Annotated in this window: 28 protein-coding genes; 13 read left to right on the top strand and 15 right to left on the bottom strand. The window is 65.3% G+C overall.

Going from position 1 to position 23447, the window contains the following annotated elements:
* Positions 1-48: 48 nt before the first annotated feature.
* Positions 49-867 (top strand): universal stress protein, encoded by an 819-nt coding sequence (locus tag B5X69_RS10010; protein ID WP_079638611.1) that lies wholly within the window; start codon positions 49-51, stop codon positions 865-867.
* Between the two features lie 3 nt (positions 868-870).
* Here B5X69_RS10010 and B5X69_RS10005 read toward each other — a convergent pair whose 3' ends face one another.
* Together B5X69_RS10005 and B5X69_RS10000 are read right to left on the bottom strand one after the other, a co-directional pair.
* Positions 871-1518, bottom strand: coding sequence for an HAD-IA family hydrolase (locus tag B5X69_RS10005; protein ID WP_079638555.1), 648 nt, complete (start codon positions 1516-1518; stop codon positions 871-873).
* Positions 1515-2618: a DUF2855 family protein gene (locus B5X69_RS10000; RefSeq protein ID WP_079638554.1), complete on the bottom strand. Its 1104-nt coding sequence runs from the start codon at positions 2616-2618 to the stop codon at positions 1515-1517. The genes B5X69_RS10005 and B5X69_RS10000 overlap by 4 nt, the downstream gene beginning before the upstream one ends.
* A gap of 56 nt (positions 2619-2674) precedes the next feature.
* Between B5X69_RS10000 and B5X69_RS09995 the strand changes: the two genes are divergently transcribed.
* A complete protein-coding gene (locus tag B5X69_RS09995; protein ID WP_079638553.1) occupies positions 2675-3058 on the top strand; it encodes a DUF488 domain-containing protein in 384 nt (127 codons plus the stop codon).
* On the opposite strand, the gene B5X69_RS09990 is transcribed toward B5X69_RS09995, so the two are convergent.
* On the bottom strand, positions 3055-3747 hold the full coding sequence (locus B5X69_RS09990; protein WP_079638552.1) for a VIT1/CCC1 transporter family protein: 693 nt from the start codon (positions 3745-3747) through the stop codon (positions 3055-3057). The two genes, B5X69_RS09995 and B5X69_RS09990, sit on opposite strands and share 4 nt — an antisense overlap.
* Positions 3748-3766: 19 nt before the next feature.
* Complete coding sequence (locus B5X69_RS09985) at positions 3767-4684, bottom strand: SMP-30/gluconolactonase/LRE family protein (RefSeq protein ID WP_079638551.1); 918 nt, start codon at positions 4682-4684, stop codon at positions 3767-3769.
* 47 nt (positions 4685-4731) lie between these two features.
* Between B5X69_RS09985 and B5X69_RS09980 the strand changes: the two genes are divergently transcribed.
* Complete coding sequence (locus B5X69_RS09980; RefSeq protein ID WP_079638550.1) at positions 4732-5331, top strand: TIGR02466 family protein; 600 nt, start codon at positions 4732-4734, stop codon at positions 5329-5331.
* 152 nt (positions 5332-5483) lie between these two features.
* The gene (locus B5X69_RS09975) at positions 5484-6923 is read left to right on the top strand and encodes an NAD-dependent succinate-semialdehyde dehydrogenase (RefSeq protein ID WP_079638549.1); all 1440 of its coding nucleotides are present in this window, start codon (positions 5484-5486) and stop codon (positions 6921-6923) included.
* A 37-nt stretch (positions 6924-6960) separates the two neighbouring features.
* On the opposite strand, the gene B5X69_RS09970 is transcribed toward B5X69_RS09975, so the two are convergent.
* Both B5X69_RS09970 and B5X69_RS09965 read right to left on the bottom strand, forming a co-directional pair.
* Positions 6961-7725 carry an SDR family oxidoreductase gene (locus tag B5X69_RS09970; protein ID WP_079638548.1) on the bottom strand — a complete coding sequence of 255 codons (765 nt, stop codon included), beginning with the start codon at positions 7723-7725 and terminating at the stop codon, positions 6961-6963.
* The gene (locus B5X69_RS09965; protein WP_079638547.1) at positions 7722-8093 is read right to left on the bottom strand and encodes a dihydroneopterin aldolase; all 372 of its coding nucleotides are present in this window, start codon (positions 8091-8093) and stop codon (positions 7722-7724) included. The genes B5X69_RS09970 and B5X69_RS09965 overlap by 4 nt, the downstream gene beginning before the upstream one ends.
* A 90-nt stretch (positions 8094-8183) precedes the next feature.
* Here B5X69_RS09965 and B5X69_RS09960 point away from each other — a divergent pair, with 90 nt between their 5' ends.
* Genes B5X69_RS09960 through B5X69_RS09945 form a run of 4 tightly spaced genes read left to right on the top strand, consistent with a single transcriptional unit; the run spans position 8184 to position 11113 of the window.
* On the top strand, positions 8184-8687 hold the full coding sequence (locus tag B5X69_RS09960; protein ID WP_079638546.1) for a GNAT family N-acetyltransferase: 504 nt from the start codon (positions 8184-8186) through the stop codon (positions 8685-8687).
* Positions 8688-8733: 46 nt separating this feature from the next.
* On the top strand, positions 8734-9318 hold the full coding sequence (locus B5X69_RS09955) for a DUF1285 domain-containing protein (RefSeq protein ID WP_079638545.1): 585 nt from the start codon (positions 8734-8736) through the stop codon (positions 9316-9318).
* Positions 9318-9908, top strand: a complete 591-nt coding sequence (locus tag B5X69_RS09950) for a CoA pyrophosphatase (protein ID WP_176141563.1) — start codon at positions 9318-9320, stop codon at positions 9906-9908. The genes B5X69_RS09955 and B5X69_RS09950 overlap by 1 nt, the downstream gene beginning before the upstream one ends.
* On the top strand, positions 9905-11113 hold the full coding sequence (locus B5X69_RS09945; protein WP_079638610.1) for a CCA tRNA nucleotidyltransferase: 1209 nt from the start codon (positions 9905-9907) through the stop codon (positions 11111-11113). Before B5X69_RS09950 ends, B5X69_RS09945 begins: the two co-directional genes overlap by 4 nt.
* Here the strand turns inward: B5X69_RS09945 and B5X69_RS09940 are convergent.
* Together B5X69_RS09940 and parC are read right to left on the bottom strand one after the other, a co-directional pair.
* Positions 11077-12759, bottom strand: coding sequence for a putative bifunctional diguanylate cyclase/phosphodiesterase (locus B5X69_RS09940; RefSeq protein WP_245798692.1), 1683 nt, complete (start codon positions 12757-12759; stop codon positions 11077-11079). The genes B5X69_RS09945 and B5X69_RS09940 overlap by 37 nt on opposite strands.
* A 90-nt stretch (positions 12760-12849) precedes the next feature.
* Positions 12850-15153: a DNA topoisomerase IV subunit A gene (parC, locus tag B5X69_RS09935; RefSeq protein WP_079638543.1), complete on the bottom strand. Its 2304-nt coding sequence runs from the start codon at positions 15151-15153 to the stop codon at positions 12850-12852.
* A gap of 110 nt (positions 15154-15263) precedes the next feature.
* Here parC and B5X69_RS09930 point away from each other — a divergent pair, with 110 nt between their 5' ends.
* From B5X69_RS09930 to B5X69_RS09920, 3 genes are read left to right on the top strand one after another with little or no spacing between them, the layout of a single operon-like run.
* Positions 15264-15890 carry a lysophospholipid acyltransferase family protein gene (locus B5X69_RS09930; protein WP_079638542.1) on the top strand — a complete coding sequence of 209 codons (627 nt, stop codon included), beginning with the start codon at positions 15264-15266 and terminating at the stop codon, positions 15888-15890.
* Positions 15887-16705, top strand: a complete 819-nt coding sequence (locus B5X69_RS09925; protein WP_079638541.1) for a DUF1295 domain-containing protein — start codon at positions 15887-15889, stop codon at positions 16703-16705. The genes B5X69_RS09930 and B5X69_RS09925 overlap by 4 nt, the downstream gene beginning before the upstream one ends.
* Positions 16681-17085, top strand: a complete 405-nt coding sequence (locus tag B5X69_RS09920; protein WP_079638540.1) for a ribose-phosphate pyrophosphokinase — start codon at positions 16681-16683, stop codon at positions 17083-17085. The genes B5X69_RS09925 and B5X69_RS09920 overlap by 25 nt, the downstream gene beginning before the upstream one ends.
* Positions 17086-17094: 9 nt before the next feature.
* On the opposite strand, the gene B5X69_RS09915 is transcribed toward B5X69_RS09920, so the two are convergent.
* Positions 17095-17517: a GFA family protein gene (locus B5X69_RS09915; RefSeq protein WP_079638539.1), complete on the bottom strand. Its 423-nt coding sequence runs from the start codon at positions 17515-17517 to the stop codon at positions 17095-17097.
* A 45-nt stretch (positions 17518-17562) separates the two neighbouring features.
* Positions 17563-18492 (bottom strand): isopenicillin N synthase family dioxygenase, encoded by a 930-nt coding sequence (locus B5X69_RS09910; protein WP_079638538.1) that lies wholly within the window; start codon positions 18490-18492, stop codon positions 17563-17565.
* Positions 18493-18622: 130 nt separating this feature from the next.
* On the opposite strand from B5X69_RS09910, the gene B5X69_RS09905 reads away from it, so the two are divergent.
* On the top strand, positions 18623-19048 hold the full coding sequence (locus B5X69_RS09905) for an EVE domain-containing protein (RefSeq protein WP_079638537.1): 426 nt from the start codon (positions 18623-18625) through the stop codon (positions 19046-19048).
* On the opposite strand, the gene B5X69_RS09900 is transcribed toward B5X69_RS09905, so the two are convergent.
* Positions 19045-19641, bottom strand: a complete 597-nt coding sequence (locus B5X69_RS09900; protein WP_079638536.1) for an SOS response-associated peptidase family protein — start codon at positions 19639-19641, stop codon at positions 19045-19047. The genes B5X69_RS09905 and B5X69_RS09900 overlap by 4 nt on opposite strands.
* Before the next feature lie 12 nt (positions 19642-19653).
* Positions 19654-20082, bottom strand: a complete 429-nt coding sequence (gene arfB / locus B5X69_RS09895) for an alternative ribosome rescue aminoacyl-tRNA hydrolase ArfB (RefSeq protein ID WP_079638535.1) — start codon at positions 20080-20082, stop codon at positions 19654-19656.
* Positions 20083-20397: 315 nt separating this feature from the next.
* On the opposite strand from arfB, the gene B5X69_RS09890 reads away from it, so the two are divergent.
* The gene (locus B5X69_RS09890; protein WP_079638534.1) at positions 20398-21066 is read left to right on the top strand and encodes a hypothetical protein; all 669 of its coding nucleotides are present in this window, start codon (positions 20398-20400) and stop codon (positions 21064-21066) included.
* A 91-nt stretch (positions 21067-21157) separates the two neighbouring features.
* Here B5X69_RS09890 and B5X69_RS09885 read toward each other — a convergent pair whose 3' ends face one another.
* From B5X69_RS09885 to wrbA, 3 genes are all read right to left on the bottom strand, one after another.
* Positions 21158-21853 carry an RluA family pseudouridine synthase gene (locus tag B5X69_RS09885; protein WP_079638533.1) on the bottom strand — a complete coding sequence of 232 codons (696 nt, stop codon included), beginning with the start codon at positions 21851-21853 and terminating at the stop codon, positions 21158-21160.
* A gap of 161 nt (positions 21854-22014) precedes the next feature.
* Positions 22015-22821 (bottom strand): DODA-type extradiol aromatic ring-opening family dioxygenase, encoded by an 807-nt coding sequence (locus B5X69_RS09880; protein ID WP_079638532.1) that lies wholly within the window; start codon positions 22819-22821, stop codon positions 22015-22017.
* 8 nt (positions 22822-22829) lie between these two features.
* Positions 22830-23432 (bottom strand): NAD(P)H:quinone oxidoreductase, encoded by a 603-nt coding sequence (gene wrbA / locus B5X69_RS09875; RefSeq protein WP_079638531.1) that lies wholly within the window; start codon positions 23430-23432, stop codon positions 22830-22832.
* Between the last annotated feature and the right edge of the window lie 15 nt (positions 23433-23447).

The raw sequence follows: 23447 nt of genomic DNA, 5'->3' as shown, positions 1-23447 counted from the left end.
CGATCTAAGGTACAGTCTTTCGCCCACCAAATGACAAAGGAGGCACGCATGCGCTCGATTCTCGTTCATGCCGATAAGGACGCCGCTTTCGAGGGACGGCTCCAGACCGCGCTCGATCTCGCCCGAAAATTCGAGGGGCATGCTACGCTGCTGATCGCAACGCCGCTGCGCCAGTTCGTCAGTTTCGATCCTTTTGGCGGCACCTATTTTGCTGCCGAGGCGCTCGCCGCGGCGCAGGCGGAGGATCTGGCCCTCGAAAGCCGCCTTGCCGAGCGCCTTGCGGACGAGGATGTGCCCTGGGACATCGCAATGGCCGATGGCGACGTCGCGGGCGCGCTCGCCGGCGCTGCGACCTTTGCTGATCTCGCCATCGTCAGCCTGCCGGCGGGAGAAGGCGAGGGGCGGGGCGACCTGCCGCTGCTCGCGGGCGATGTGGCGCTCGCGGCATCGGTGCCCGTTCTCGCCTTGCCGCGCGAGACAAAGACGTTCGCTTTGGAAGGGCCCGTGATGGTCGCCTGGAATGGCAGTACGCAATCAGCCCGCGCTCTCCGCGCGGCGCTTCCCCTTCTTCAAGAGCGCGCGGTGACCCTGGTGACGGTCGAGGAGGAGGAGAGCGCTAAAGACGGCTTTCCCGCGACCGATGCGCTCCGTTACCTGTCGCGCCACGACATCCACGGGGAGCTCAAGCCCGTCGCCCGCAGCGCCGAAAGCGTCGGCGAGCAGCTTCTCGCCGAGGCGGGGGCCCTCGGCGCGGGGCTCATCGTCACGGGAGCATTTGGCCGCAGCCGCTTGCGCGAGACGCTCTTCGGGGGCGTGACGCGGCACCTCCTGTCGCACAGCCGGATGCCGCTGCTCCTTGCGCACTAAAGTCTAGGGCAGCGGCATCCCCAGCGCCGCGGAGAGATCGGCGAGCGCCTGCTCGCCGCTCGTCACTTTGATCGCGTGCATGCCGAGCATGGCAGCGGGTTTGCAGTTGATGCCGAGGTCGTCGAGATAGATGCAGTCGGCCGCTGCAACGCCAAGCGCGTCGCACATCATCCGGTAGATCGCAGGGTCGGGTTTGCGCACCCCGACCTTGCTCGACTCGATGACATGATCGAAGCGCCCCATGATCGCTGCAATCTCGGCCGCGGCACTGTCGCTGCGTGCCATCCCCGCGCCTTTGCCCGACGGGACATTGTTGGTGATGCAGCCGATCGCGAACCCGCTCGACTTCAGTGTATCGAGTGCTGAAACCATCGCCGGGCGTACGGCACCGGCGAGCACCGCGAGCACGGCCTCGCCCTCAAGTTCGTGCCCCAGCGCGCGGGCCTCGGCCGCGAAGGCGCGATCGAAGGCCGCAGCGTCGATCTCGGCGCGCTCGAACCTTGCCCAGGCGTTGATGTCGGGGTCGCGCGCATTGACCTGGCGCACGAAGTCGCGCGGCAGGCCGCGCGCTTCTTCCAACCTGTTGAACGCCTCGAAGGGTGAGGCGGTGATGACGCCGCCGAAGTCGAAAATAACCGTGGTGAAGCTCATGGCGCGATCAATAATCCTGTCTTGGGGTCCGCCGCGCCCGACAGCATTTCGCGGTAAGCGTCAAGCGCCGCTGCGCCGCCCGCGCGCGTATCGGGGCGCGCGAGCCGGGGCGCGACATCCATGAAGCCGAGCCATGCCTCACCCATTTTCTGCGCAAAGGCGCCGCCCCCCCAGTCGCCGATCCGCTTCTGGACTCGGCCCGGGGCGAAGAAGCCCAGGCGCTCGGGACCCGGAAGCCCGGCGTTATCGGCCTGCGCGTCCCAGTGCGATTTGCCGACGATGATCGAGGCTTTGAGATTGTTCCCGAAATGGCTGTGCACCATTCGCGTAACTGCGCCATTGCCTGCCATGTCGACGAGTGCAGCCGAAATCGAAGCAGGCAGCGTCATGACCTCCTCATAGGCGATGACGCGGTCATATATGCCCTGGGCGGCGAGGTCGGCGACATGCGGGCGGCTGGTGAGACCGATCGTCTGGGGTCTCTCGCCGCCGCGCCGTGCGAGCGAATAAGCAAGGCCGATCGCGGTCTTGCTCGACGCACTCGCGATCAAGATCTGATCCACACCATAGTCGCCCTCATCGTCGAACTGGTCGGCGATCAGCCAGCCGGTCAGGAAAAGCGGGCGAAAGATCGGCCAATAGTCATGGTGTCCGGCGCGATAGTCGGGCAGCGCCTCGAGACGCTGGTACTGGTTATAAACGGGGGGCAGGGCGGTCCGGCGCGGCGTGATGTCCGTAAAGCCGCTGGGCCCTGCCTTGTCGGGGGTCAGCACGGCGTGGCTTGCCATCGGATAATAGCCGTAGAAGCGATCGCCGGCGGCGATGCCCTTCGCCGCGCTTTCGGTGACAGTTGCAAATCCCCACACGGGGAGGCGGCCGGGGGCATCCCGCTCGGCGAAAAAATCCCAATAGCCCTGGTCGTTTCCGAACAGCCCCGACGGCTTTCCGAACACGGCATAGGTGACGTTGTTGGCGGTCATCGCGTAGAGGTCGATCGCCACGCGGACCTGCCCTGGCGCGAGCGACGCATGGGCCTCCTCGATCAGCGCCGCTTTCGTAATGTCATCGCGATCAATGTCGATTGCCCAGCCGTTCTGCATGCAAACCCTTTCCGATTCTCTTGCCCACCACCGCAGGATGGGGGATAGTCATACAGATGACGCCTCCCCATACAATCGCAGTGAAGCGCATCTATGCGCCGGCAGAGCCCGGGGACGGCACGCGCTTTCTGGTCGACCGGCTTTGGCCCCGCGGCATTTCGAAGGAAAAGGCCAATATCGCTGTGTGGCTGAAAGCGCTGTCGCCCACCGACGCGATGCGCGATGCATTCCACAATGCCGCGGCGGGCAACGATGCGGCCTGGGACGCATTTCGCAGCGCCTATTTCGCGGCACTCGGCGCCGGGGGCGAGGACATTGCAGCGGCGCTCGCAGAGCTCGAGGCGGCCCGAAATGCGGGGCCCGTCACGCTGCTCTATGCGGCGAAAGACGAAAAGCGAAACAATGCGGTCGCACTGCGCGAGTGGCTGGAAAGGCGCTAGGGCCCTCCCGTCGCTGCGAACAGCGATCCGATCGCGATGGTTGCCGCCATCGCGAACGCGCCCCAGAAGCTGACCCGCAGAACCGCGCGCGCGATCGGGGCGCTACCCGCCCAGGCGCCGAGCGCGCCGAGCAACGCCAGGAAGAGGAGCGACGCGGCCGAGACGGTCCAGGGGAGCGAAGGGCCGGCATCGAGCAGCACGATGAGGAGCGGGAGCGCTGCGCCCACCGAAAAGCTCGCAGCCGACGCGGCCGCGGCCTGCACCGGCCTCGCGCGCATTTCGCGGCTGAGGCCAAGCTCGTCGCGCAAATGGCTGTCGAGCGCATTGTGCGCGGTGAGCGCCTCGGCGACCTCTTCGGCAAGGCGCCGGTCGAGTCCGCGCCCCTCATAGATCTGCGTCAGTTCCTCAAGCTCGAACTCGGGCTGCGTCTTGAGCTCGAATTTTTCGCGCGCGATGTCGGCCTTTTCGGCATCGCCCTGCGAGCTCACCGACACAAATTCGCCCGCCGCCATCGACATCGCGCCCGCAACGAGCCCTGCAACGCCCGTGACGAGGATCGATGCTTGGGCAGCGCCCGCTGCTGCTACTCCCGCTATCAGGCTCGCGGTCGAGACGATGCCGTCATTGGCGCCCAGGATCGCGGCGCGTAGCCAGCCGATCCGCTCGACCGTATGGGATTCGCGGTGCATGGCTTTCCCCGTCTCTTCTTCAATATTGCAGCTTCAGTCCCGGCCGCGCCCAGCGCGTCTTGACGAGCCGCCCGCTCCCCGAGAGCGTCAGATAGGCGTCGCGCATATCATCGCCCCCGAACGCGATATTGGTGGTGAAGATATCGTCGGTCGCAACGAATTCGACGAGTTCGCCCTCGGGCGAGACGACGCTGATCCCGCATTCGCCGATCGTCGCGACGCAGATATTGCCGTTCGCCTCCATCGCGAGACTGTCGAAGAATTTATAGCCCGCCGGGCGGTAAAGCGGGATGCCGGGTCCGCCGGGTCCTGCGGCATCGTCGACCTTTCCCGGCGCGACAATGTTGAACTGGGTCAGCCGGCATGTGTAGGTTTCCGCGGCATAGAGCTTCTTACCGTCGGGAGAGAGGCCGATACCATTGGGGTTGTAGCTCGGAAAAATCACCTCTTCGACGAAGCTCCCGTCGGCCTTCGCATAGAAGATGCCGACGATGTCGTGACAGCGTTTTTCATAATCGACCTTGCCGTGATCGGTGAACCAGAAGCCGCCGTGCGCGTCGAACATGATGTCGTTGGGGCCGCGCAGCGTGATGCCGTGATCGCCCGACTTGTATAGGATCTCGACCGCGCCGGTTTCGATGTCGATGCGTTCAATGCGCCCGCCCGAATAGTCGCTCGCGATCCCGTGGGGGGCGAGATAGCCGTTGGATTCGAGATAGTGAAAACCCCCGTTGTTGCAGCAATAAAGCTTGCCGTCGGGACCGAAAGCGAGCCCGTTCGGACCGCCGCCAGGCGCTGCGATCACCTCTTTTCGGCCGCCGGGCCAACAGCGGGTGATGCGGCCCTGCTCGATCTCGACCACGATTACGCTGCCATCGTCCATCACCACCGGCGCCTCGGGGAAGCGCAAACCGTCCGCGATCAGTTCGAATTCCATCCTCGTCTCCCTTGCCCTCGTTCGTCTGCTGTGCTTTCCCGCCCATCATGCCCGTTCGCACGCTCTTCGCCACAAATTTCTATGAGGCCGACATTGGCACGCCCGATCTGCTTGAGGAGCTCGAGCAAAGCTGCCGGCTGCTCGCCGAGGAAGATAGCGCGGGCCGCAGCTGGAGCCGCACTCACGGCCATCGCGGCTACACCAGCTATGCGAGTCTCAACGACCTGCCGCAGCGCGACCCCGCCTTTGCCGATCTCAAGCGCCTGCTCGACCGCGAGGTGAGGGCCTTTGCCAAGGCCTCCTGTTTCGATCTGGCAAAGCCGCTCCGGCTCGACAGCCTCTGGGTCAATCTGATGAAACCGGGCGGCACGCATAGCGGCCATATTCATCCGCACAGCATCGTCTCGGGTACCTTCTATGTCACGGTGCCAGCAGGCTCGGGCGCGCTGAAGCTTGAAGACCCGCGGCTGCCGATGTTGATGGCGGCCCCCGGCCGCACCGACGATGCGCCCGAGCATCTCCACCCTTTCATCTATGCCGAGCCTGCGCCCGGGCGCATCTTCCTTTGGGAAAGCTGGCTGAGGCACGAGGTGATGGTCAATGCCGGCAAGCACGAGCGGATCAGTATCAGCTTTAACTACTCCTGAGCCCTTCCTATATGGGGCGCATCTGCTGACCGTCCCCTCATCTTCTTCGTGCCCTGCAAAATCGATGCGCTCCCTCGAGCATCAGCGCCGATCGGGTCTTAGCCTTTGCTTGGAGCGGGTGGAGACGGGAGGCGCCTAGAAGGAGCTCTTCGATGACCGCGACCGCCGATTATAACGCCGACCTGCAACTCTTTATCGCGGGCGCGTGGCGGAGCGGAGAGGGACGCGACGTCGCGCCGGTCTACAATCCCGCGACGGGTGCACCGATCGCCGAGCTGCCAATCGCCACCGCCGCCGACCTCGATGAGGCGCTCGCTGCTGCCGAGAAGGCGTGGCCGCGCTGGCGCGCCAAGACCCCCGACGAGCGCGCGGCGCTCATGCACAAGGCAGCCCAGATCATCCGCGAGCGCATCGAGCCGATTGCGACGCTGCTGACGCTTGAACAGGGCAAGCCGATCGCCGAGGCCCGCGGCGAGGTTGCGTCAGCGGCGGGGCTGCTTGCCTATTTTGCGGAAGAAGGCAAGCGCGTGACGGGCCGCGTGCTGCCGCGCCCCGCCGGGCAGCGCGCGATGGTGCTGAAGCAGCCCGTCGGCCCGGCAGCGGGGTTCAGCCCGTGGAATTTCCCGGTCAATCTGATGGTGAAGAAGATTGCGCCCGCGCTTGCCGCCGGCTGTACCGTGATCGCGAAAGCGCCCGAGGAAACGCCGGGCTGTACCAGCGCGATCATGCGCTGCCTCGACGACGCAGGCATCCCTGCGGGCGTCGCTCAGCTTGTTTACGGCGTTCCCGACATGATCAGCCGTCACCTGCTCGCAAGGCCGGTGATCCGCAAGGTCAGCTTCACCGGATCGACGGCGGTCGGCAAGCATCTGATGCGGCTTGCTGCCGACGGGGTAAAGCGGATCACAATGGAGCTTGGCGGCCATGCGCCGGTGCTCATCTTCGATGATTGCGACCTAGACACAACGCTCGACCGCGTCGTTGCACAAAAGTTCCGTAACGCGGGCCAGGTGTGCATCTCACCCACGCGTTTCTATGTTCAGGAGGGAATTTACGAGGCCTTCGTCAAAGGCTTTGCCGAGCGCACCGCGAAGGTGAAGATCGGCAGCGGGCTCGATCCCGACACGCAGATGGGGCCGCTCGCCAATGCGCGCCGCGCGCCCGCGCTCGAGGCGATGATCGAGGATGCAAAGGCCAAGGGCGCGCGCGTCGTCGCGGGCGGGGAAGCGACGGGCGAGGGCAATTTCTTTTTGCCCACCGCGATCGCCGACGTGCCGCTCGACGCTGATGCAATGAATCACGAGCCTTTCGGTCCGTTGGCATTGATACGCCCATTTGCGAGTGAAGAGGATGCGCTCGAGCAAGCCAACCGACTGCCCTATGGTCTTGCCGCTTTCGCCTTCACCGAGAATGGCCGCCGCATCAACCGCATCGCCGACGGCATCGAGAGCGGCATGGTCGGGATCAATAGTTTCGTGATTTCAGCAATCGATGCGCCCTTTGGCGGCATCAAGGAATCGGGCTTCGGCAGCGAGAGCGGTCCTGAAGGCCTCGACTCCTATCTGGTGACCAAGGCGGTCCATATCTATTGAGGGTCCGCCGCTCCAGGGGCCGCTCGAGCGATGCGCCTCAATCGCGCTCGAGCGCCACGAAATCGCGTCCCATCGGCGCAAGATGCGCGCCGCCGTCGACGAAGATCGTTTGCCCCGTTACCGCCTCGGCGCGTGCAAGATAGGCGACCGCGTCGGCGATTTGCGCCGGGGTCGGGAGCGCGCCCAGCGGCATGCGCTGCGCAAGCCGCTCCATCTGTCCCGGCACATAGTCGTCGGTCGGAAGGGTGAGCCCCGGGGCCACGGCATTGACCCGCGCGCGGCTCCCGAAAGCCACCGCCAATATCGCCGTCGCCTGCCACAGCGCGGATTTTGAAAGGCTGTAGGCGATCTGGTCGGGCACCGGCTGCGCAACGCGCTGATCGACGATGTTGACGATCGCGGGGCGCTGGCCTTCGCCCGCCCGGGCAACAAGCGCCTTGGCGAGCATGACGGGCGCATGATGATTAAGCTGCATCATGGCGGCCAGGCCCGCTTGCGTGAGCTCAGGCCATTCGCCTTCGGCGAACAGCGCCGCATTGTTGACAAGGAGGTCGGGCGTCCGCCCGAAGGCGTCGGCAACCGCCGGGACGAGAGCGTCGACCTCACTCGCCTCCGAGAGGTCAGCGATGAAATGCCGGCTTTCGGCGCCCGTCTCGGCAAGGGCGTCGCTCAGAATCGGGTCAGGGTCGGCGAGGCTGTGCTTGTGAAGCGCCAGCACATAGCCCTCGCGCGCGAGCCGCGCTGCAATCGCGGCCCCGACGCGGTGGAGCCCGCCGGTAACGAGAGCAAGCTTCTGCGTCATTTTCGCATGCGCCGCATCGTGATCCCGATATCTTCCCCGTCCTCGGCGATCGCGAGCTTCACAATTTTCACCTCCACCTCGAGGACCCGGTCGTCCTGAAGGAACAGCGTGTCGATGATATGATCCGCGACGCTTTCAATCAGCACGAAATGCACGTCTTTCGGGATCGCCTCGGTCGCCGCGAACTTGAGGTGCATGTAATTCTTCGATGCGCTCAAGGGGGTGGCGGGGTCATAATGCTCCGCCATCGCGAGCCGTGCGCGCACCGAGATGCGCAAGGGCTGGGGAAGGTGGGTCTCCTCCGAATAGATGCCGGTCAGCACCTGGACGGTCAGCCCGTCGACTTCGAGCCAGAGTTGGTCGGTCACAAGAAAATCCTGTCTGCGGGGCGCGACATTCGGCTTTCCAATGCGGTGCCGCGACCCTAAAGCGCCGCCGCATTAGCGAAAGGGCGTGCATTGGTCGAGTTACTTCCACTGGCGAATATCGAGCCGCAGACGGTCGAGCATCTGCTCGACGCCGCTTTCGGGCCCGACCGCTTCGGACGAACCGCCTACCGCATCCGTGAAGGCACGGCGGCGATCGCTGAGCTGAGTTTTGCGCTCATCGAGGAGGGGGCCCTCATCGGGACGATCCAGTGCTGGCCCGTCGCCCTGCGGACAAAAGAGGGCGCCGCCTATCCGCTCGTCATGGTCGGACCCGTCGCGGTGCGCCCCGACGTGCAGCGCGGCGGTCACGGCCGCACGCTGATGGCGCATATGCTCGAGGCGGCCGAAGCGATTGCCGACGGTGCTTTGATGATGATTGGCGATCCTGAATATTATGGCCGATTCTTTGGATTCGCGGCCGATGCGACGGGAGCATGGGATCTGCCGGGCCCCTTCGAGAAGCATCGTCTCCTTGCGCGCGCCGCGAACGGCCACGCTGTGCCCAGCGATGCGGGGATGATCTCCCCGCGCTGACGACAGGCGGGGTTGCACGGCGCGCCCGCCCGCCTATGTCAGATCCATGGTCACGCCCGCGCCGTCGCTTCCCAAACCCTTTTCGCAGCTTTCGCTTACCGAGGCGGCCGAGATGCTTGCGGCGCGCAAGCTGCCTCCGGTTGAGACGTGGCACCCCGAGCGCAGCGGCGACAGCGCGATGGAGATTCGCGCCGACGGCAGCTGGTATCATGAAGGCGGGCGGATCGACCGACCCGCTATGGTCCGTCTATTCTCGACCATTCTGCGGCGCGAGCCCGACGGGAGATATGTTCTCGTCACCCCCGCCGAGAAGCTTGCGATCGCAGTCGAGGATACGCCCTTTCGCGCGGTCGAGATGAAGAGCGAAGGCGAGGGGGCGGCGCGCAAGCTGATTTTTCGCCTCGACACCGACGATCTGGTGCTCGCGGGGGGCGATCACCCGCTTTTCTTCGGCCGTGACCCCGATAATCCCGACCCCCGGCTTCATGTCCGCGGCGCGATCGGGTGCGGACTTGAGGCGCGCATCGAGCGCGCGCTCTATTACGAGATCGTCGAGATGGCGCTTGGCGAGAATGCGTCCGCGCCCGCCATATGGTCCGACGGGGTCCGTTTCGCGCTGGTGGACGTCTGATGCTATCGGAAAAGCTGCGCGAGGCGCTGGGCAATCTGCTTCCCCATCCGGGAGAGGATGAGACCTATCTGCTCGACAGCGCCCCGAGCCTTCGCGACGCGGCGGTACTCATTGCCTTTACCGACCGCGCCGAGCCCGGCGTCATTCTCACCCAGCGGCCGCAATGGCTGCGCAGTCACGCAGGCCAGGTCGCCTTCCCGGGCGGGAAGATCGATCCTGGTGACCGCGACGCAGTCGACGCTGCGCTTCGCGAGGCAGAAGAAGAGATCGGGCTGGACCGCCGCGACGTGACGATCGCGGGTATGACCGACGCCTATCGTTCGGGGAGCGGCTATCACATCACGCCTGTGCTTGGCGTCATTCCGCCCGACCTGCCGCTCGACCCGAACCCCGACGAGGTGGAAGACTGGTTCGAGGTGCCGCTCGACATCCTCTTCAATCCCGCTAGCTACCATCGCCAGCAGGCGCATTGGCAGGGGCATGATCGTCACTATTATGACATGCACTGGCAGGGACGGCGGATCTGGGGGGTGACGGCGGGCATCATCATCAATCTGGCGCGGCGAATGCCCGCGGGATGGCACCGGTGACGCGGCTGCCCGATGCCGAGTGGCGGCAAAGACCCGGCCTTGCGCGAATCGTGGCTGCGCTCGCGGCGGACGGAGGCGCGGTGAAGATCGTCGGCGGCGCGGTGCGCGATACGCTGCTTGGCCTTCCGGTGACCGATATCGATCTTGCGACCCCGCTGCGTCCCGACGAGGTCACAGCGCGGCTGACGGCCGCTAACATCAAAGTCATCCCGACCGGCATTGCGCACGGAACCGTGACCGCGATCGCGAGCGGCGACCGGCACGAGATCACGACGCTGCGCCGCGACGTCGCGACCGACGGGCGGCGCGCGACGGTCGCTTTCGCCGACGACTGGCGGGAGGACGCGGCGCGCCGCGACTTCACCATCAACGCGCTCTACGCTGACCCCGCGACGGGCGAGGTGGACGACTGGTTTGGCGGTCTTGCGGACCTTGAGGCGGGGCGCGTCGTCTTCATCGGCGATGCGGCGACCCGGATCGCCGAGGATCATCTTCGCATCCTGCGCTTTTACCGCTTCGCCGCGCGCTTCGGGACCGGCGACCTCGACCCCGCGAGCCACGCCGCGGCGGTGGCCGCGCGCCACTCGCTCAAGAGCCTCTCACGCGAGCGCGTCGCCGATGAGCTCCTCAAGATCCTCGCGCTTCGCGATCCGCGTTCCATTGTCGGCCGGATGGCGGAAGATGGTATTTTCGCGGTGATTGTGCCCGAACTCGATCCCGCCTTCGCGGCTGCCCTCGACCGGTTGATCGCGAGCGAGACCGCAAGCTGCACCACGCCCGCCCCGCTTCGCCGCCTGTCGGCGCTTCTCCCGGCGGACGCGGCAACTGCCGAGACCGTGGCGAGCCGGCTGCGCCTCTCGACGCGCCAGCGCAAGCATTTAGCCTCGGTCGCAGCGCACCGCCACGATCGGGCGCGTCCAGCGCGCCGTCTTGCCTACGCGATCGGCGTGGACGCCGCGCGCGATGTCCATCTCCTCGGCGGCTCGGACGTCGCCGAGGTGCAAAGCCTTGAAGGCTGGGCGCCTCCCGTGCTGCCGATCAAGGGCGGTGACATCATCGCGCGCGGGGTGACCGCGGGGCCCGAGGTCGCGCGCGTCCTCCGCGCGGTCGAGGCGGCCTGGGTCGCGGAAGATTTTCCCGGTGCGGCGCGCGCGCGCGAACTTGCTGATCAGATGATCGGCCGCAAGAGCGATTCGCGCCAATAGGCAAAGGCTTCAGGACCGTCCATCGGGCGAGCGAAGAGATAGCCTTGCCCAAAATCGCAGCCGAGGGCGGACAAGAGCCGGGCCTGGTCGGCGGTCTCGACGCCTTCGGCCGTCGTCTTCATTCCCAGCACCTCGGCAAGGCTCTGGATCGTGCGCACGATGGCCGCCTTGTCGCGGTCCTCGACCATATGGTCGACGAAGCTGCGATCGATCTTGAGCACGTCGATCGGCAGGCGCTGGAGATAGGCGAGGTTGGAATAGCCGGTGCCGAAATCGTCCATCGCGATCCGCGCGTCGAGCGCCTTGAGTTCGCTCAGCACCGAGAGGGCAAGATCGGGATCGCCGATGATCGCGCTTTCGGTCAGCTCGATCATCAGCCGCTCGCCGCCGATGGCATTGGTCTCCAGCGCCTGGCGAACCACGGCCGCGATATCGTCCCGGACCAGCTGGATGGCCGAGACATTGACCGAGAAATAACATTCCACCGGGGCTGCGCCATTGTCGCTGTCCCAGGCGGCAAGCACCTTTGCCGCCTTTGCAATCACCCATTGGCCGAGCGGTACGATGAGCCCTGAATCCTCGGCGACCGGAATAAACTCGGCCGGAGAGACCGGGCTCCCGTCCTTATCGTCCCAGCGCGCAAGCGCCTCGAAGCCTGCGACCCGGCCGCTGCCCAGCTCGACGAGCGGCTGGAAGGCAAGCTTCAGCCGGTCTTCCTCGATCGCACTCCTGAGCGCGGTCTCGAGGCCAAAGCGATTGTCCGAGAGCATGGCCGCTTCAGGCTCGTATATTTCGATGCGGTCGGTCTGCTTCGCGCGTTTCAAGGCGATCTGCGCGTGACGGATCTGGTCGCCGATATCGGTGTCATTCCCGGGCTGAATGGCGCAGCCGAGCGCGCAATCGACGCTGACCTTCAACTCCCCGATCCGGAAGGGATGGTCGAAACAGCCGCGGATACGCCGCGCAAGTTCGCGCACATCGGCGCGGCCGCCGGTAATGCGGGTGAAGATGGCAAATTCGTCGCCCCCGCTGCGGGCCAATATATCGCCGCTGCGCAGGCTCGATTTGAGGCGGCGCGCCACGGTGATGATCAATTCGTCGCCGGCAAGCGGTCCGATATGTTCATTGATGCGGCTGAAGCGCGCAAGATCGAGCAGCAGGATCGCATTGTCGGCGGGTTCATCGCCGCGCGAGCGCTGCTCGACCAGTTCCTGAAAACCTGCGCGATTGGGAAGACCGGTGAGGCTGTCCGACACAAGCTCGCGGCGCAGGTTGCGCTCGGTCATCATTTCCTGCGTCCGGTCGATCAACGTGAGCAGGAACAGCGCTTCGTCGCCGTATTCGGCCGACAGCCGGCCGATCGCGCCGCGCAAGTCGCGCGCACCCACGCCCTCGCCGAGACGGCATGAGAATTCCTGCGTGTCGTCGGCCGCTCCCGCTGCCGCGCGCTCGATCGCGCGGCGCATTTTGATCGGCGCCTTGGTACTGGCGGGTGCGAGGCCGAGCCGGTCGAACGCCGCATTGCTCGCGTGGAGGCTGAAATTGCCGCGCGCCATCGGCCGGATCAGCGCAGCGGGAACCGGCAGAGCGTCGATCCAGCCGACGTAAAGCAAGGGCCGGTCTTCGCCGGTCTGATCGATAGGCATAACGAAGGGTTTTGTGCGACCTTTCCCCATGTTCCCATGACTATGTCACGGGAAGTAAAAAAGCTATTTACGGCAAAGGGACATTCCGTTTCAATTGAAACGGTTGTTTCGCGGGAAACCCGTCGGCGGCATTCGCCCGGCCGCGCCGCGCGCAACGCGCCAGGGAATGAGGTCGGTCTCGGTCCGGATGCGGCCGCTGTCGCCGCCCATCGCCCAGCTCAGCCCCTCGGCAAAGACGAAGCTCGTCGCATCGGAGAGGCCGCCGTCGCGATATCGTTGCAGCATCACGCCCTGGCCGCGCGCCATGACGGGCACTTCATGGATCGGGAAGACGACAAGTTTGCGGTTCTCGCCGACCGCCGCGACGCTGTCGTCGCCCGGCGCGATCGGACGCACCACGGCGAGCTGCGCTTTGGGTTTCAAATTGACAACGCCGCGGCCTTTGCGCGTTTCCGCGATCACTTCGCCCATCTGGACGATGAAGCCGTGTCCGCTCGTCGAGGCGAGAAGCAGGCGGCCCTCGGCGCTCGCCGGGATCAGCGCGACAATCCGCGCTTCGGGATCGATATCGACCATCAGCCGGAGCGGCTCGCCAAAGCCGCGCCCGCCGGGCAGCTTGTCCGCGCCCACCGTGAAGAAGCGGCCGTCGCTCGCGGCGATGAGCAGCTTGTCGGTGGTCTGCGCATGGGCGGCGAAGGCGAGCTCGTCCCCTTCCTTGAACTTGAACTCGCCCCATTGTTCAGGAGCGACATGTCCGCGCTGAGCGCGGATCCAGCCGCGCTTCGACAGGATGACCGTCACCGGCTCTTTCTCGATCATCGCGTCGAGGGGGATGTCGCGCGCTGGTGCCGCCTCTGCAAGCGTCGTGCGCCGCGCGCCGAGCGCGGTATCGGGGCCGTAGACCGCGCGCAAGGCAGCGAGATCGCGTTTCAGCCGCGTGCGCTGGCGCGCCGGGCTTTCGACCAGCTTTACCAGTTCTTCGCGCTCGGCGATCAGGCCGGACTGCTCGCGCTTGAGCTCCATTTCCTCCAGTTTGCGCAGCGACCTCAAACGCATGTTCAAAATCGCTTCGGCCTGCCGGTCAGTGAGCTCGAACTCGGCGATCATCACCGCCTTGGGTTCATCCTCGGTGCGGATGATCTCGATCACGCGGTCGAGGTTCAGGAAGGCGATCAGATAGCCGCCGACCAGTTCCAGCCGGTCGTCGATCTTGCCGATCCGGTGCTCGGCGCGGCGGACGAGGACGATGATCTGATGCTGCAGCCACTCGGTCAGCAGCTGGTGCAGGCCCATGACCTTTGGCGTGCGCGTCGCGTCGAGGACATTGAGGTTGAGCGCGAAGCGGCTTTCAAGTTCCGTCAACCGGAAGAGGCTCTCCTTGAGCACATCGGGATCGATGTTGCGGCTCTTGGGAACGAGGACGATGCGGATGTCCTCGGCGCTTTCATCGCGCACATCCTCAAGGATCGGGAGCTTCTTGTCGGCGATGAGCTGCGCGATCGCCTCGATCAGCTTGCCCTTGGCGACGCCATAAGGAATTTCGCTGATGACGAGCTGCCAGGTTCCGCCAGCGAGCTTTTCGATCCCGCTTTCTTCCCAGGCACCATTGGCATCCTTGCCGGTCGAAAAGCGCGCGCGAACGCGAAATCCGCCGCGGCCCGTTTCATAGGCCTGCGCGATCGCCTCTGGGCTGTCGACGACGATGCCGCCGGTCGGAAAATCGGGGCCTTTGACATGCTCGAGAAGCTGCGAAAGCTCGGCCTTGGGATTGTCGATGAGAAGGAGTGCGGCGTCGATCACCTCCGCGGCATTGTGCGGCGGGATGTTCGTCGCCATGCCGACCGCGATCCCGCTCGCCCCGTTGGCGAGCAGGTTGGGGAAGAGACCCGGCATGATCTCGGGCTCTTCGTCCTCGCCATTATAGGTGGGTCTGAAGTCGACGGTGCCCTCGTCGAGCCCCTGCATGAGGTCGATCGCAACGCGCGTCAGCCGCGTCTCGGTGTAACGATAGGCGGCCGCGTTATCGCCGTCGATATTGCCGAAATTGCCCTGGCCGTCGACGAGCGGATAGCGGAGCGAGAAGTCCTGCGCGAGACGGACCATCGCGTCATAGACCGCCGTGTCGCCGTGGGGATGGAATTTGCCGATGACGTCGCCGACGACGCGCGCCGACTTCTTGTAGCCCTGGCTCGGATCGAGCCGCATCGCGCGCATCGCCCAGAGAAGGCGGCGGTGAACGGGCTTCAGCCCGTCGCGCAGATCGGGCAGCGAGCGCGCGGTGATCGTCGAGAGCGCATAGACGAGATAGCGTTCCGACAGCGCACTGTCGAACGGGGTATCGATCTGGCCGGGGACGGGTTCGCTATGGTCGGGATCGTCGGTGGTATTCGCCATTGTCCGGTGCCGATAGCAAGGCCGGGCCCTCAGGCAAAGGGCAAAGCTCTCGCCGCTTGCGTTGCCGCGCGCATTCGCGCAATCCGGGCGAGAAAGAGGGGAGGGGCGTGATGGCTGTCGGGGATGACGCGCCGGGTCCGCTGGCGCGCTTCGTGCGCGCTGCGATGCTTTGGTTCTACCGCCGCCAGGGTTGGACGGCAGCGGGCGAAGTGCCCGAGCCTCGGCGTTTTCTGATCATCGCCGCGCCGCACACGAGCAATTGGGATTTTCTTTATTATCTCGGTCTGACGGCTGACCTTGGCATCCGCCCACACTTCATGGGCAAGCTTTCGCTGTTTCGATGGCCGATCGGCGGCTTCATGCGGCAGATGGGGGGTATTCCCGTCGATCGCAGCGGCGGGAAGAATTATGTCGATGCGATGGTGGCCGAATTCGCGCGCCGCGACGCGTTCATGCTGACGGTCGCGCCCGAGGGCACCCGCGCCCGGACGAGGAAATGGCGCACCGGCTTCTACCACATCGCGATGGCGGCGAAGGTACCGATGGTGGTCGGCTTGATGGATTATGGCCGAAAGACTGGCGGGCTTGGGCCCGCAATCTGGCCCACGGGCGATTTTCGAGCCGATATGGAGAAGCTGTTCGCCATCTACCGCGACTGCACCCCAAAATATCCCGACCGGGCTGTGCGCTCGCTTGCTGATATAATAGGAGAAGGGAGCGAAGGAGCGGCGGCATGACAGGGCTCGGGTCAGTTCTGGCGATCAATTTCACGGGCCTCCTGGTCGTGATTCTGGCCCTTTGGATCGCGGCGCGGACAATCCGCGATGTCTCTTTCATCGACGCCTTCTGGGCGTTTGGCATCGTGCTGCTCGCATGGGGAGCCGCGCTTCAGGCAGGCTTTGATGGTGTGCGCACCCAGCTCTTGCTGCTTCTTGTCACGCTGTGGGGTCTGCGCCTTGCTGGGCACCTCTTCCTGCGCTGGCGCGCTAATGGCGAGGATCCGCGCTACCGCAAGATCCTGGGCAGCGTTATGGAGCAGCGCGGCTGGAGCTGGGGCACGGCCGCCCTGGTCGCGGTGTTCCTGACCCAGGCGCCCTTGCTTTTTCTCACCTCGCTTCCGGCACAGATTGGCATCTGGGCGAGCGCGACGACGCCGCCCGCGACCGCGGGCTGGCTGGCGGCGCTCGGCACCTTCGCCGCGCTCGCCGGCATTGCTTTCGAGAGCATCGGCGACGCGCAGCTCCACGCCTTCCGCAAGGACCCCGAAAACCGCGGAAAGGTGCTCGACACCGGCCTCTGGCGCTATACGCGCCACCCCAATTATTTCGGCGACACGCTCAGCTGGTGGGGCATCTGGCTGGTCGCCGCCGACGCGGGGCTGTGGGTCGCACTCGCAAGCATCATCGGCCCGCTTTTCCTTACCTTCACGCTGACCCGCTGGTCGGGCAAGCCGCTGCTCGAAAAGGGGCTTCACAAGTCGCGTGAGGGCTACGCCGACTATGTCGATCGCACCTCCGGATTCATCCCATGGCCGCCAAAGACCAAGGCTTAGGCGACCAAGAGACCGCGGCCGACGTCGGCGCGCTCGGCGACGCGCCGCGGATCCGTGCGATCCTGACCGAGGCTGCGCGCGAGGGACGGAGCGTGAGCTACTCGGAACTGCTTGGCGATCTCGGTTTCCGTTTCACCCGCCCCAAGATGCGCGCGCTATGCAAGACGCTTACCGAGGTCGACCGCCTCTGCGCGCTCGACGGCGAGCCCGACCTTGCGGTGCTCGTCGTGCGCGAAAGCGACCGCCTGCCCGGGCAGGGCTGGTGGGTCGGCGGCACTGCGCTGCTACTGGGATATGACGGACCCTGGGAGGGCGCTAGCGCGGCGCGCTTCATCCGCGAGCAGCAGCAAGCGGTATTCGACTATTGGGAGGGGCGGTAAGCGCGGGCGCTATTCTGTTATCTGCTCATCCGACCCGCCGAAGGCGCCTGGCACGTCCCTGTACTTGGGAAGCCCGTCCCGCATCGGGAGGACCGTCTCGGCATAATGGATGTGCAGACCCGGCGCGAACGCCAGCGCCGGCAAGGTCGCGGAAAAGACATCGACGACGCCTAGCCCCGGATGATCGGTCATGAGATGGCCGCCGCAAGCGGCGCAATATTTGCGGCTGCTGCCGGGCGTCTTGTTGAAGGTCGCGACATTGGTCGCACCTTCGGTAATCTGCACATTTTCGGGCTTCCACAAAGTGAAGCCATTGACGGGGCCGCCCGACCACGAGCGGCATGAGCGGCAATGGCAATAGCCCATCGCCTCGGGTTGGCCGGACACCTCGATCTTCACGGCGCCGCAGAAGCATTCGCCTTCGTAAGTCATGGCCGCCTCCTTCGTGAGAAGAAGGAGATGATAGCGCCATTGCGCCTATCTTTTGAGTCCAATCTCGCGCAGCCGTTCCTGCAGATATTCATCAGCGGTGATCGGCGTCGGATAGAGGTTCGGGTGCTCGGCATCGATGCAGTCATCGAGCGTTTCGATGACATAGTCCGAGCGGAAATGGAGGAAGAAGGGCATCGAATAGCGCGCGATGCTGGCGCGCCCTGCATCGGGGTTGCGAACGCGGTGGGTGGTCGATGGCAGGCGGTTGTTGGTGAGCCGCTGCAGCATGTCGCCGACATTGACCGCCATCGCCCCGGCGGGCGGACTGACGGGAAGCCAGCTGCCGTCCTTGTCGAGAATCTCGAGCCCTGCCTCCTCGGCGCCAAGCAGCAGGGTGATCGTGTTGATATCCTCGTGCGCCTCGGCGCGGATGCCCTTCGCCGGGCCGTCGACGGGCGGATAGTGGAGAAGGCGCATCACGCTGTTGCCGTCCTTTACCGTCTCGTCGAAGAAATCGGGAGAAAGCCCGAGGTAGCGGGCGATGCCCGAAAGCAAACGGCCGCCCACGCGGTCGAATTCGGCGAACAGCTTTTCATAGGTGTCCCGAAACCCTGCGATCTCGGCGGGCCACACATTGTTCGGCTGCTGCGCAGCGAGCGGGTGGCCCTCGGGCAGGTCGCGGCCGACGTGCCAGAATTCCTTAAGGTCGACTTCTTTTGCGCCCTTCGCGATCTCGGTTCCGAACGGCGTGTAGCCGCGCGCACCGCCGCCGCCAGCAATATGATAAGCCCGCTTCTGCTCCTCGGGCAGCGCGAAGAACTGCTTCGCCTTTGTCCAGGCATCGTCGATCAGCGCCGGCTCGATGCCGTGATCGGTAATCATGGCAAAGCCGAAGCGCTCGAACGAAGCGCCGAAATCATGCGCAAACTGCTCGGCGGGAAGCGACAGGGAAATAACGGGGACGGCGGCGGTCATGCGAGTGGAATCCATCTGTAAGGGGTTTGCGCCCCGGGGCGCGTCATAGCTGCGATTTAGGCGTTCCGGCGGGAGGGTGAAAGGGAAAAAGGCGGTTCCGTCGCGCAGCCTGCTCGGCTAAGCGCGGCCCATGGCAAAGCAATATTGGCTGATGAAATCCGAACCCGACGTCTACAGCTGGGACACGCTCGTCCAGGATGGCAGCGGCATCTGGGACGGTGTGCGCAACCACACGGCGAAACTCAACATGCAGGCGATGAAAGTCGGCGACGAGGCGCTTTTCTATCACAGCAATATCGGCAAGGAATGCGTCGGGATCATGAAGATCACCGAGTCCGCCTTTCCCGACCCGACCGCCGAGGAAGGCTCGCCCTGGGTCGTCGTACGCGTCGAGCCCGTGCGGCCGCTTGCCCATCCGGTGACGCTCGCGGCGATCAAGGCCGACCCCAAGCTTGCGGGAATGGACCTCATCCGCCTCTCGCGCCTGTCGGTCGGGCGGGTGACAGCGGAGGAGTGGAAGCATATCCTCAAAAAGTCGGAAAAGCCCGGGGCTTAAAGCGCGGGCGGCGGCCGATCGCCGACCCGCATCGACTGGCCGGGATAGGGTGCAACCAGCGACGCTGCGTCGCGCCAGTCGGCGGTCAGCCAGCGATCGTGATCCTCGGCATGGAGGATGAGCGGCATCGCGCCCTCATGGTAATGCGCGACCAGCCGGTTCGGATCGGTCGTCAGAATGGCAAACCCCGGCCAATCCTCGATCTGCCGCTGGATCGCGGCAAAGGCGAAGACGGGGCGCGATGCGAGCGAAAACCAGCGCTGACGCTTAGCGCCCGCAGGACCCGACCACAGGGCAAAGGCGGTCGCGGGCACGAGGCAGCGCAGTTCGGGATGCCGCAGCGTGCCGATCCAGAAAGGGCTTTGAAGGTTGCGGACCGTGGTAACGGGGTGCGCGCCCATGGGCGGCGGCGCGACGCCCCAGAGCCGCGGACGCAGAAAGCGGCGCGATCCGGTGCGGCCGTCGCCGACGATCACCGGCGCCGGGCGGCCGGGGGCGACATAATCACCGGTCCAGGGATCATCGCCCGCCTCGATGCCGAAGGCGGCGGCGATCGCGCTGGCAGGCGCATCGAGGCGGTAGAGGCGGGTCACCCGCGGTGCGCTTCAGTCGGTCCCGCGCACCCGCCCGCGCCCCGCCTTGATCGCGCCCCGACGCTGCTTGCTCTCGACGCGCTGCCTCTTCGACGACGCGCTCGGCTTGGTTGGTTTGCGCTTTTTGGGGACGAAGGTCGCCTCGCGTATCAGGGCGAAGAGTCGCTCGCGCACTTCCTGCCTGTTGAGAGCCTGTGATCGGCTCCCTTCGCTGCGAAGGATCAGAACCCCGTCCTTGGTCAGCCTCGACCCCGCCAGGGCGGCAAGTCGTGTCTTCACGGCCTCGGGCAGGGTAGGGGAGTTGACCACGTCGAAGCGGAGCATGACCGCGCTATCGGTCGTGTTGACATGCTGGCCTCCCGCGCCGCCTGAACGCGCGAAGCTTTCGTCAAGCTCATCGCTGTCAATGGCGATGCTGCGTGTGATCGGAACGAGAACCATAGCTCTCGATATGCAGGCTCTATCGGCCGCGCAACTCCTTGGTAGTGGCGGCCCGCAGCAGGTGAACTCCGGCCCGACCGGCCTGGGGCGGCGACGCCGAGGAGCGGCGAGCGACTTTCGAGCTCTTCCGCTGTTCCCGCCGGAAGGCGCAAAATATCTTCGCAAAACGCCGAAGAGAAACATCATACACTGGGCATAAGCCCTCTGCCCGAGACATTGCGGGGACCATGGGCCGAGGGCGGTGACGGATGATTAAGCCGGTGTTTACGCCAAGCCGGCATATCGCCGCAGTTATTTACGCGAGGGGGGCTTTCCGTGTCGTTTCTGTTCCTTTTTCTGTTCCTCGCCGCCATTGTGGGTGTCTTCAAGCCCTATCTTGGTGGCTGGAAGCGGTGGCATTTCGGCCTTGCCGCATTTGCGTCCTTTATCCTGGTCGGGATATTTGCCCCGGAACCGGACGCCGCATCCCTGCGCGAGGCGGAAACCAGCGAGAAGGGCCAGTCTGCCGCTGCCGCGCCCACTGGCGGAAAAGTCGAGGCGGCCGCCGCTGCGCGCGCCGATGAAAGCAATTGGGACTATAGCGAAAGCACCGACGAGATGCGCGGCACCACGACGAAGTTTGCCCGCGTTGTCAGCGCAAATGAAGTGGACCTCGATTTCCCCTATGGCGTCGTGAACGGCTATCTGACGGTACGCCAGCAGAAGAAGGACGGTTTGAGCATCATCTTCTCGGTCGATAAGGGACAGATTCTCTGCCATTCCTTCAGCGACGGCTATGTCTCGGTCAAATTCGACGATCAGCCGATCAGGCGGTTCAGCTGCACCGGCGCAAGCGATGGCTCTTCCGATCTCGCCTTCATCCTCAATGAGCGCTCGTTCCTGGCCAGTCTCAAGAAGTCGAAAAAGGTCATCATCGAAGGCGAGTTCTTCCAGAAAGGCAATCAGCAATTCACCTTCAAAACCGAAGGGCTGAATTGGCAATAGGGCGCGCGGGGCGAAACACGCACGCGCACATCTGCCTGCCCGGCCGCGGCGCTTCCAGAAAACGTCTCGATGATTGCGCTCGCGCGGGAGGTCAGCCGCGGGTCGGCGCGGCTCCTGCGGGTTCGGTAAAGCCGAGCGCGACGAAGGCATCGGGGAAGGGCGCCTCGGCGATGATCGGCGGCTTGGGGTCGCGCTTCACCACCAGCCGTTCGGCGTGGAGCAAAGTGCGCGTTGCGGAGTTACCGAGCCCATAGACGGGGTCGCCGACGAGCGGGAAGCCGAGCCCTTCGAGCGCATGAACGCGAAGCTGGTGGGTGCGCCCCGTCTCGGGGCGAAAGCGCAGCAGGCTGCGGCCTTCGACTGTGGCCAGCTTTTCCCAATGCGACACCGCTGCCTTGCCCCTTTGCGTGCCATGCGGGTCGCCGACCATCCGCCAGCCCGCCTCGGCCGACGAAATCTTGGCGAGCGGCAAATCGATCGTGCCGCCGTCGCTTTCGGGCACCCCGTCGAGTATCGCGAGATATTGCTTGTCGACGGCGCGCTCTTCGAAGGCGCGGGTGAAGCGCCCGTGGGCCTTGGGATTGCGCGCGAGCAGGAGGCAGCCGGAGGTGTCGCGGTCGAGCCGGTGCACCGCGAGCGGCCAGCGCTTGAAGCCGAAGCGCAGCGAATCGAGATGGTTCTCGAGGCTGAGGCTCCCGTCGCGCGGCGGGTCGACCGGCAGCCCTGCCGGCTTGTCGAGTACGATCGCCTCGCCGTCGAGGAAAAGGATGCGGTCAGAAAGGAGCATCGCCGCGCTATAGGCGGGCCGCCCGGTCGCCGAAAGCGCAAAAGAGGATATTGAGCGGTCTGGCGCGGGAATGGGCGGCGCGCCGGATCCAAGATCCTGGCTCGCAGCAGATGCAGGATGAGACCGGGATGATGCTCGAGAGGCGCTGTCGACCCGCCGCCCTATTGAGCGCCAAAGCTGTAGACGTCCATTGCGAGCAGGCCATAGGTCGTGCTGGCGTGGAGCCGCCGCGCCTCAAGCGGGGTGCCGCCCGCACCCATCGCGACGAACAAGGGCAGGATATGGTCCATCGACGGGTGATTGTCCTTGCCGTGCGGCGCGCGCTCGACCGCGTGAAGGACGTCGTCGACGGCGCCTGCGGCCAGGCGCTGAGCCACCCAGTCGGCAAAGCCGGTGACCCAGGGGGGTGCGGGCGCATCGACGGCCGGGCGCTCTGCGAAAAGGGCGCGCAGATTGTGCGTCATGCTGCCCGATCCAGCGATCAGCACGCCTACGTCGCGAAGCGGTGCGAGCGCTTGCCCGAGCGCATAATGCCATTCGGGCGCCGCGTGCGAGGCGATCGAAAGCTGGACGACTGGAATGTCCGCGTCCGGGTAGATGAGCGAGAGCGGGACCCAGGCGCCATGGTCGAGACCGCGCGCCGGGTCGCGTGTGACATTGAAGCCCTGCGCGCCGAGCAGCGCTGCAATGCGCGCGGCGAGCGCGGGATCGCCGGGCGCCGGATACTCCATGGCATAAAGTTCGTCCGGAAATCCGCCGAAGTCGTGAATCGTGGCCGGGGCGGGCGAAGCGGTGACCGTGACGCGCCCGGCCTCATGGGCTGCATCGTGATGCGCCGAGACGATCAGAACTGCGCGCGGCCGCGGCAGCTGGTCGCCCAGCCCGGCGAGGAAATCCCGCGCCGGGCTGGGCTCCAGCGACAGCATTGGCGACCCATGCGAAAGGAACAGAGCGGGAAGCCGGTGCATCGCTGTTCTCACGCCGCAAGCTTCGCGGCGGTGCGCGCGACGCGCTCGCCGAGATAGCGCGCGCCCGCAAGATCGGTCTCGCTTGGCTGGCGTGACCCGTCGCCGTCGGCGACCGTGGTCGCGCCATAGGGAGCGCCGCCCTTGACCTCATCGACGCCCGTCTGTCCGGCAAAGCCGTAATCGAGGCCGACGATCGTCATGCCGAAATGGAGGAGGTTGGTGAGGACCGAGAAGAGCGTCGTTTCCTGCCCGCCGTGCTGCGTGGCAGTCGAGGTGAAGGCGGCGCCGACCTTGCCATTGAGCTTGCCCTGCGCCCAGACCCCGCCAGCGGTGTCCCAGAAGCTTGCCATCTGGCTCGCCATGCGGCCGAAGCGGGTGGGGGTGCCCACGACGATCGCATCATATTGGGCAAGTTCGTTCGGGTCGCTGAGCTGCGGATGCGCCGTGTCGGTCTTGAAGCCGGCCGCCTCGACCACCGCGGCGGGCGCGGTTTCGGCAACGCGGCGAATATCGACCTCGGCGCCCGCGGTGCGCGCGCCTTCGGCGACGGCATCGGCCATCTGCTCGATGTGCCCGTAACTTGAATAATAGAGCACCAAAATCTTAGTCATGATTATGTCCTTTCG

The sequence above is a fragment of the Sphingopyxis flava genome, from assembly GCF_900168005.1.
Classification (GTDB): domain Bacteria; phylum Pseudomonadota; class Alphaproteobacteria; order Sphingomonadales; family Sphingomonadaceae; genus Sphingopyxis; species Sphingopyxis flava.
The sequence above is the reverse complement of the archived record's forward strand: the minus strand, read 5'-3'. Positions and strand labels throughout refer to the sequence as shown.

Coding starts and splice junctions, on each gene's coding strand:
- B5X69_RS10010 (WP_079638611.1), top strand. CDS start 49: ATGCGCTCGATTCTCGTTCATGCCGATAAGGACGCCGCTTTCGAGGGA.
- B5X69_RS10005 (WP_079638555.1), bottom strand. CDS start 1,518: ATGAGCTTCACCACGGTTATTTTCGACTTCGGCGGCGTCATCACCGCC.
- B5X69_RS10000 (WP_079638554.1), bottom strand. CDS start 2,618: ATGCAGAACGGCTGGGCAATCGACATTGATCGCGATGACATTACGAAA.
- B5X69_RS09995 (WP_079638553.1), top strand. CDS start 2,675: ATGACGCCTCCCCATACAATCGCAGTGAAGCGCATCTATGCGCCGGCA.
- B5X69_RS09990 (WP_079638552.1), bottom strand. CDS start 3,747: ATGCACCGCGAATCCCATACGGTCGAGCGGATCGGCTGGCTACGCGCC.
- B5X69_RS09985 (WP_079638551.1), bottom strand. CDS start 4,684: ATGGAATTCGAACTGATCGCGGACGGTTTGCGCTTCCCCGAGGCGCCG.
- B5X69_RS09980 (WP_079638550.1), top strand. CDS start 4,732: ATGCCCGTTCGCACGCTCTTCGCCACAAATTTCTATGAGGCCGACATT.
- B5X69_RS09975 (WP_079638549.1), top strand. CDS start 5,484: ATGACCGCGACCGCCGATTATAACGCCGACCTGCAACTCTTTATCGCG.
- B5X69_RS09970 (WP_079638548.1), bottom strand. CDS start 7,725: ATGACGCAGAAGCTTGCTCTCGTTACCGGCGGGCTCCACCGCGTCGGG.
- B5X69_RS09955 (WP_079638545.1), top strand. CDS start 8,734: ATGGTCACGCCCGCGCCGTCGCTTCCCAAACCCTTTTCGCAGCTTTCG.
- B5X69_RS09950 (WP_176141563.1), top strand. CDS start 9,318: ATGCTATCGGAAAAGCTGCGCGAGGCGCTGGGCAATCTGCTTCCCCAT.
- B5X69_RS09940 (WP_245798692.1), bottom strand. CDS start 12,759: ATGCCTATCGATCAGACCGGCGAAGACCGGCCCTTGCTTTACGTCGGC.
- parC (WP_079638543.1), bottom strand. CDS start 15,153: ATGGCGAATACCACCGACGATCCCGACCATAGCGAACCCGTCCCCGGC.
- B5X69_RS09930 (WP_079638542.1), top strand. CDS start 15,264: ATGGCTGTCGGGGATGACGCGCCGGGTCCGCTGGCGCGCTTCGTGCGC.
- B5X69_RS09925 (WP_079638541.1), top strand. CDS start 15,887: ATGACAGGGCTCGGGTCAGTTCTGGCGATCAATTTCACGGGCCTCCTG.
- B5X69_RS09920 (WP_079638540.1), top strand. CDS start 16,681: ATGGCCGCCAAAGACCAAGGCTTAGGCGACCAAGAGACCGCGGCCGAC.
- B5X69_RS09915 (WP_079638539.1), bottom strand. CDS start 17,517: ATGACTTACGAAGGCGAATGCTTCTGCGGCGCCGTGAAGATCGAGGTG.
- B5X69_RS09910 (WP_079638538.1), bottom strand. CDS start 18,492: ATGACCGCCGCCGTCCCCGTTATTTCCCTGTCGCTTCCCGCCGAGCAG.
- B5X69_RS09905 (WP_079638537.1), top strand. CDS start 18,623: ATGGCAAAGCAATATTGGCTGATGAAATCCGAACCCGACGTCTACAGC.
- arfB (WP_079638535.1), bottom strand. CDS start 20,082: ATGGTTCTCGTTCCGATCACACGCAGCATCGCCATTGACAGCGATGAG.
- B5X69_RS09885 (WP_079638533.1), bottom strand. CDS start 21,853: ATGCTCCTTTCTGACCGCATCCTTTTCCTCGACGGCGAGGCGATCGTA.
- B5X69_RS09880 (WP_079638532.1), bottom strand. CDS start 22,821: ATGCACCGGCTTCCCGCTCTGTTCCTTTCGCATGGGTCGCCAATGCTG.
- wrbA (WP_079638531.1), bottom strand. CDS start 23,432: ATGACTAAGATTTTGGTGCTCTATTATTCAAGTTACGGGCACATCGAG.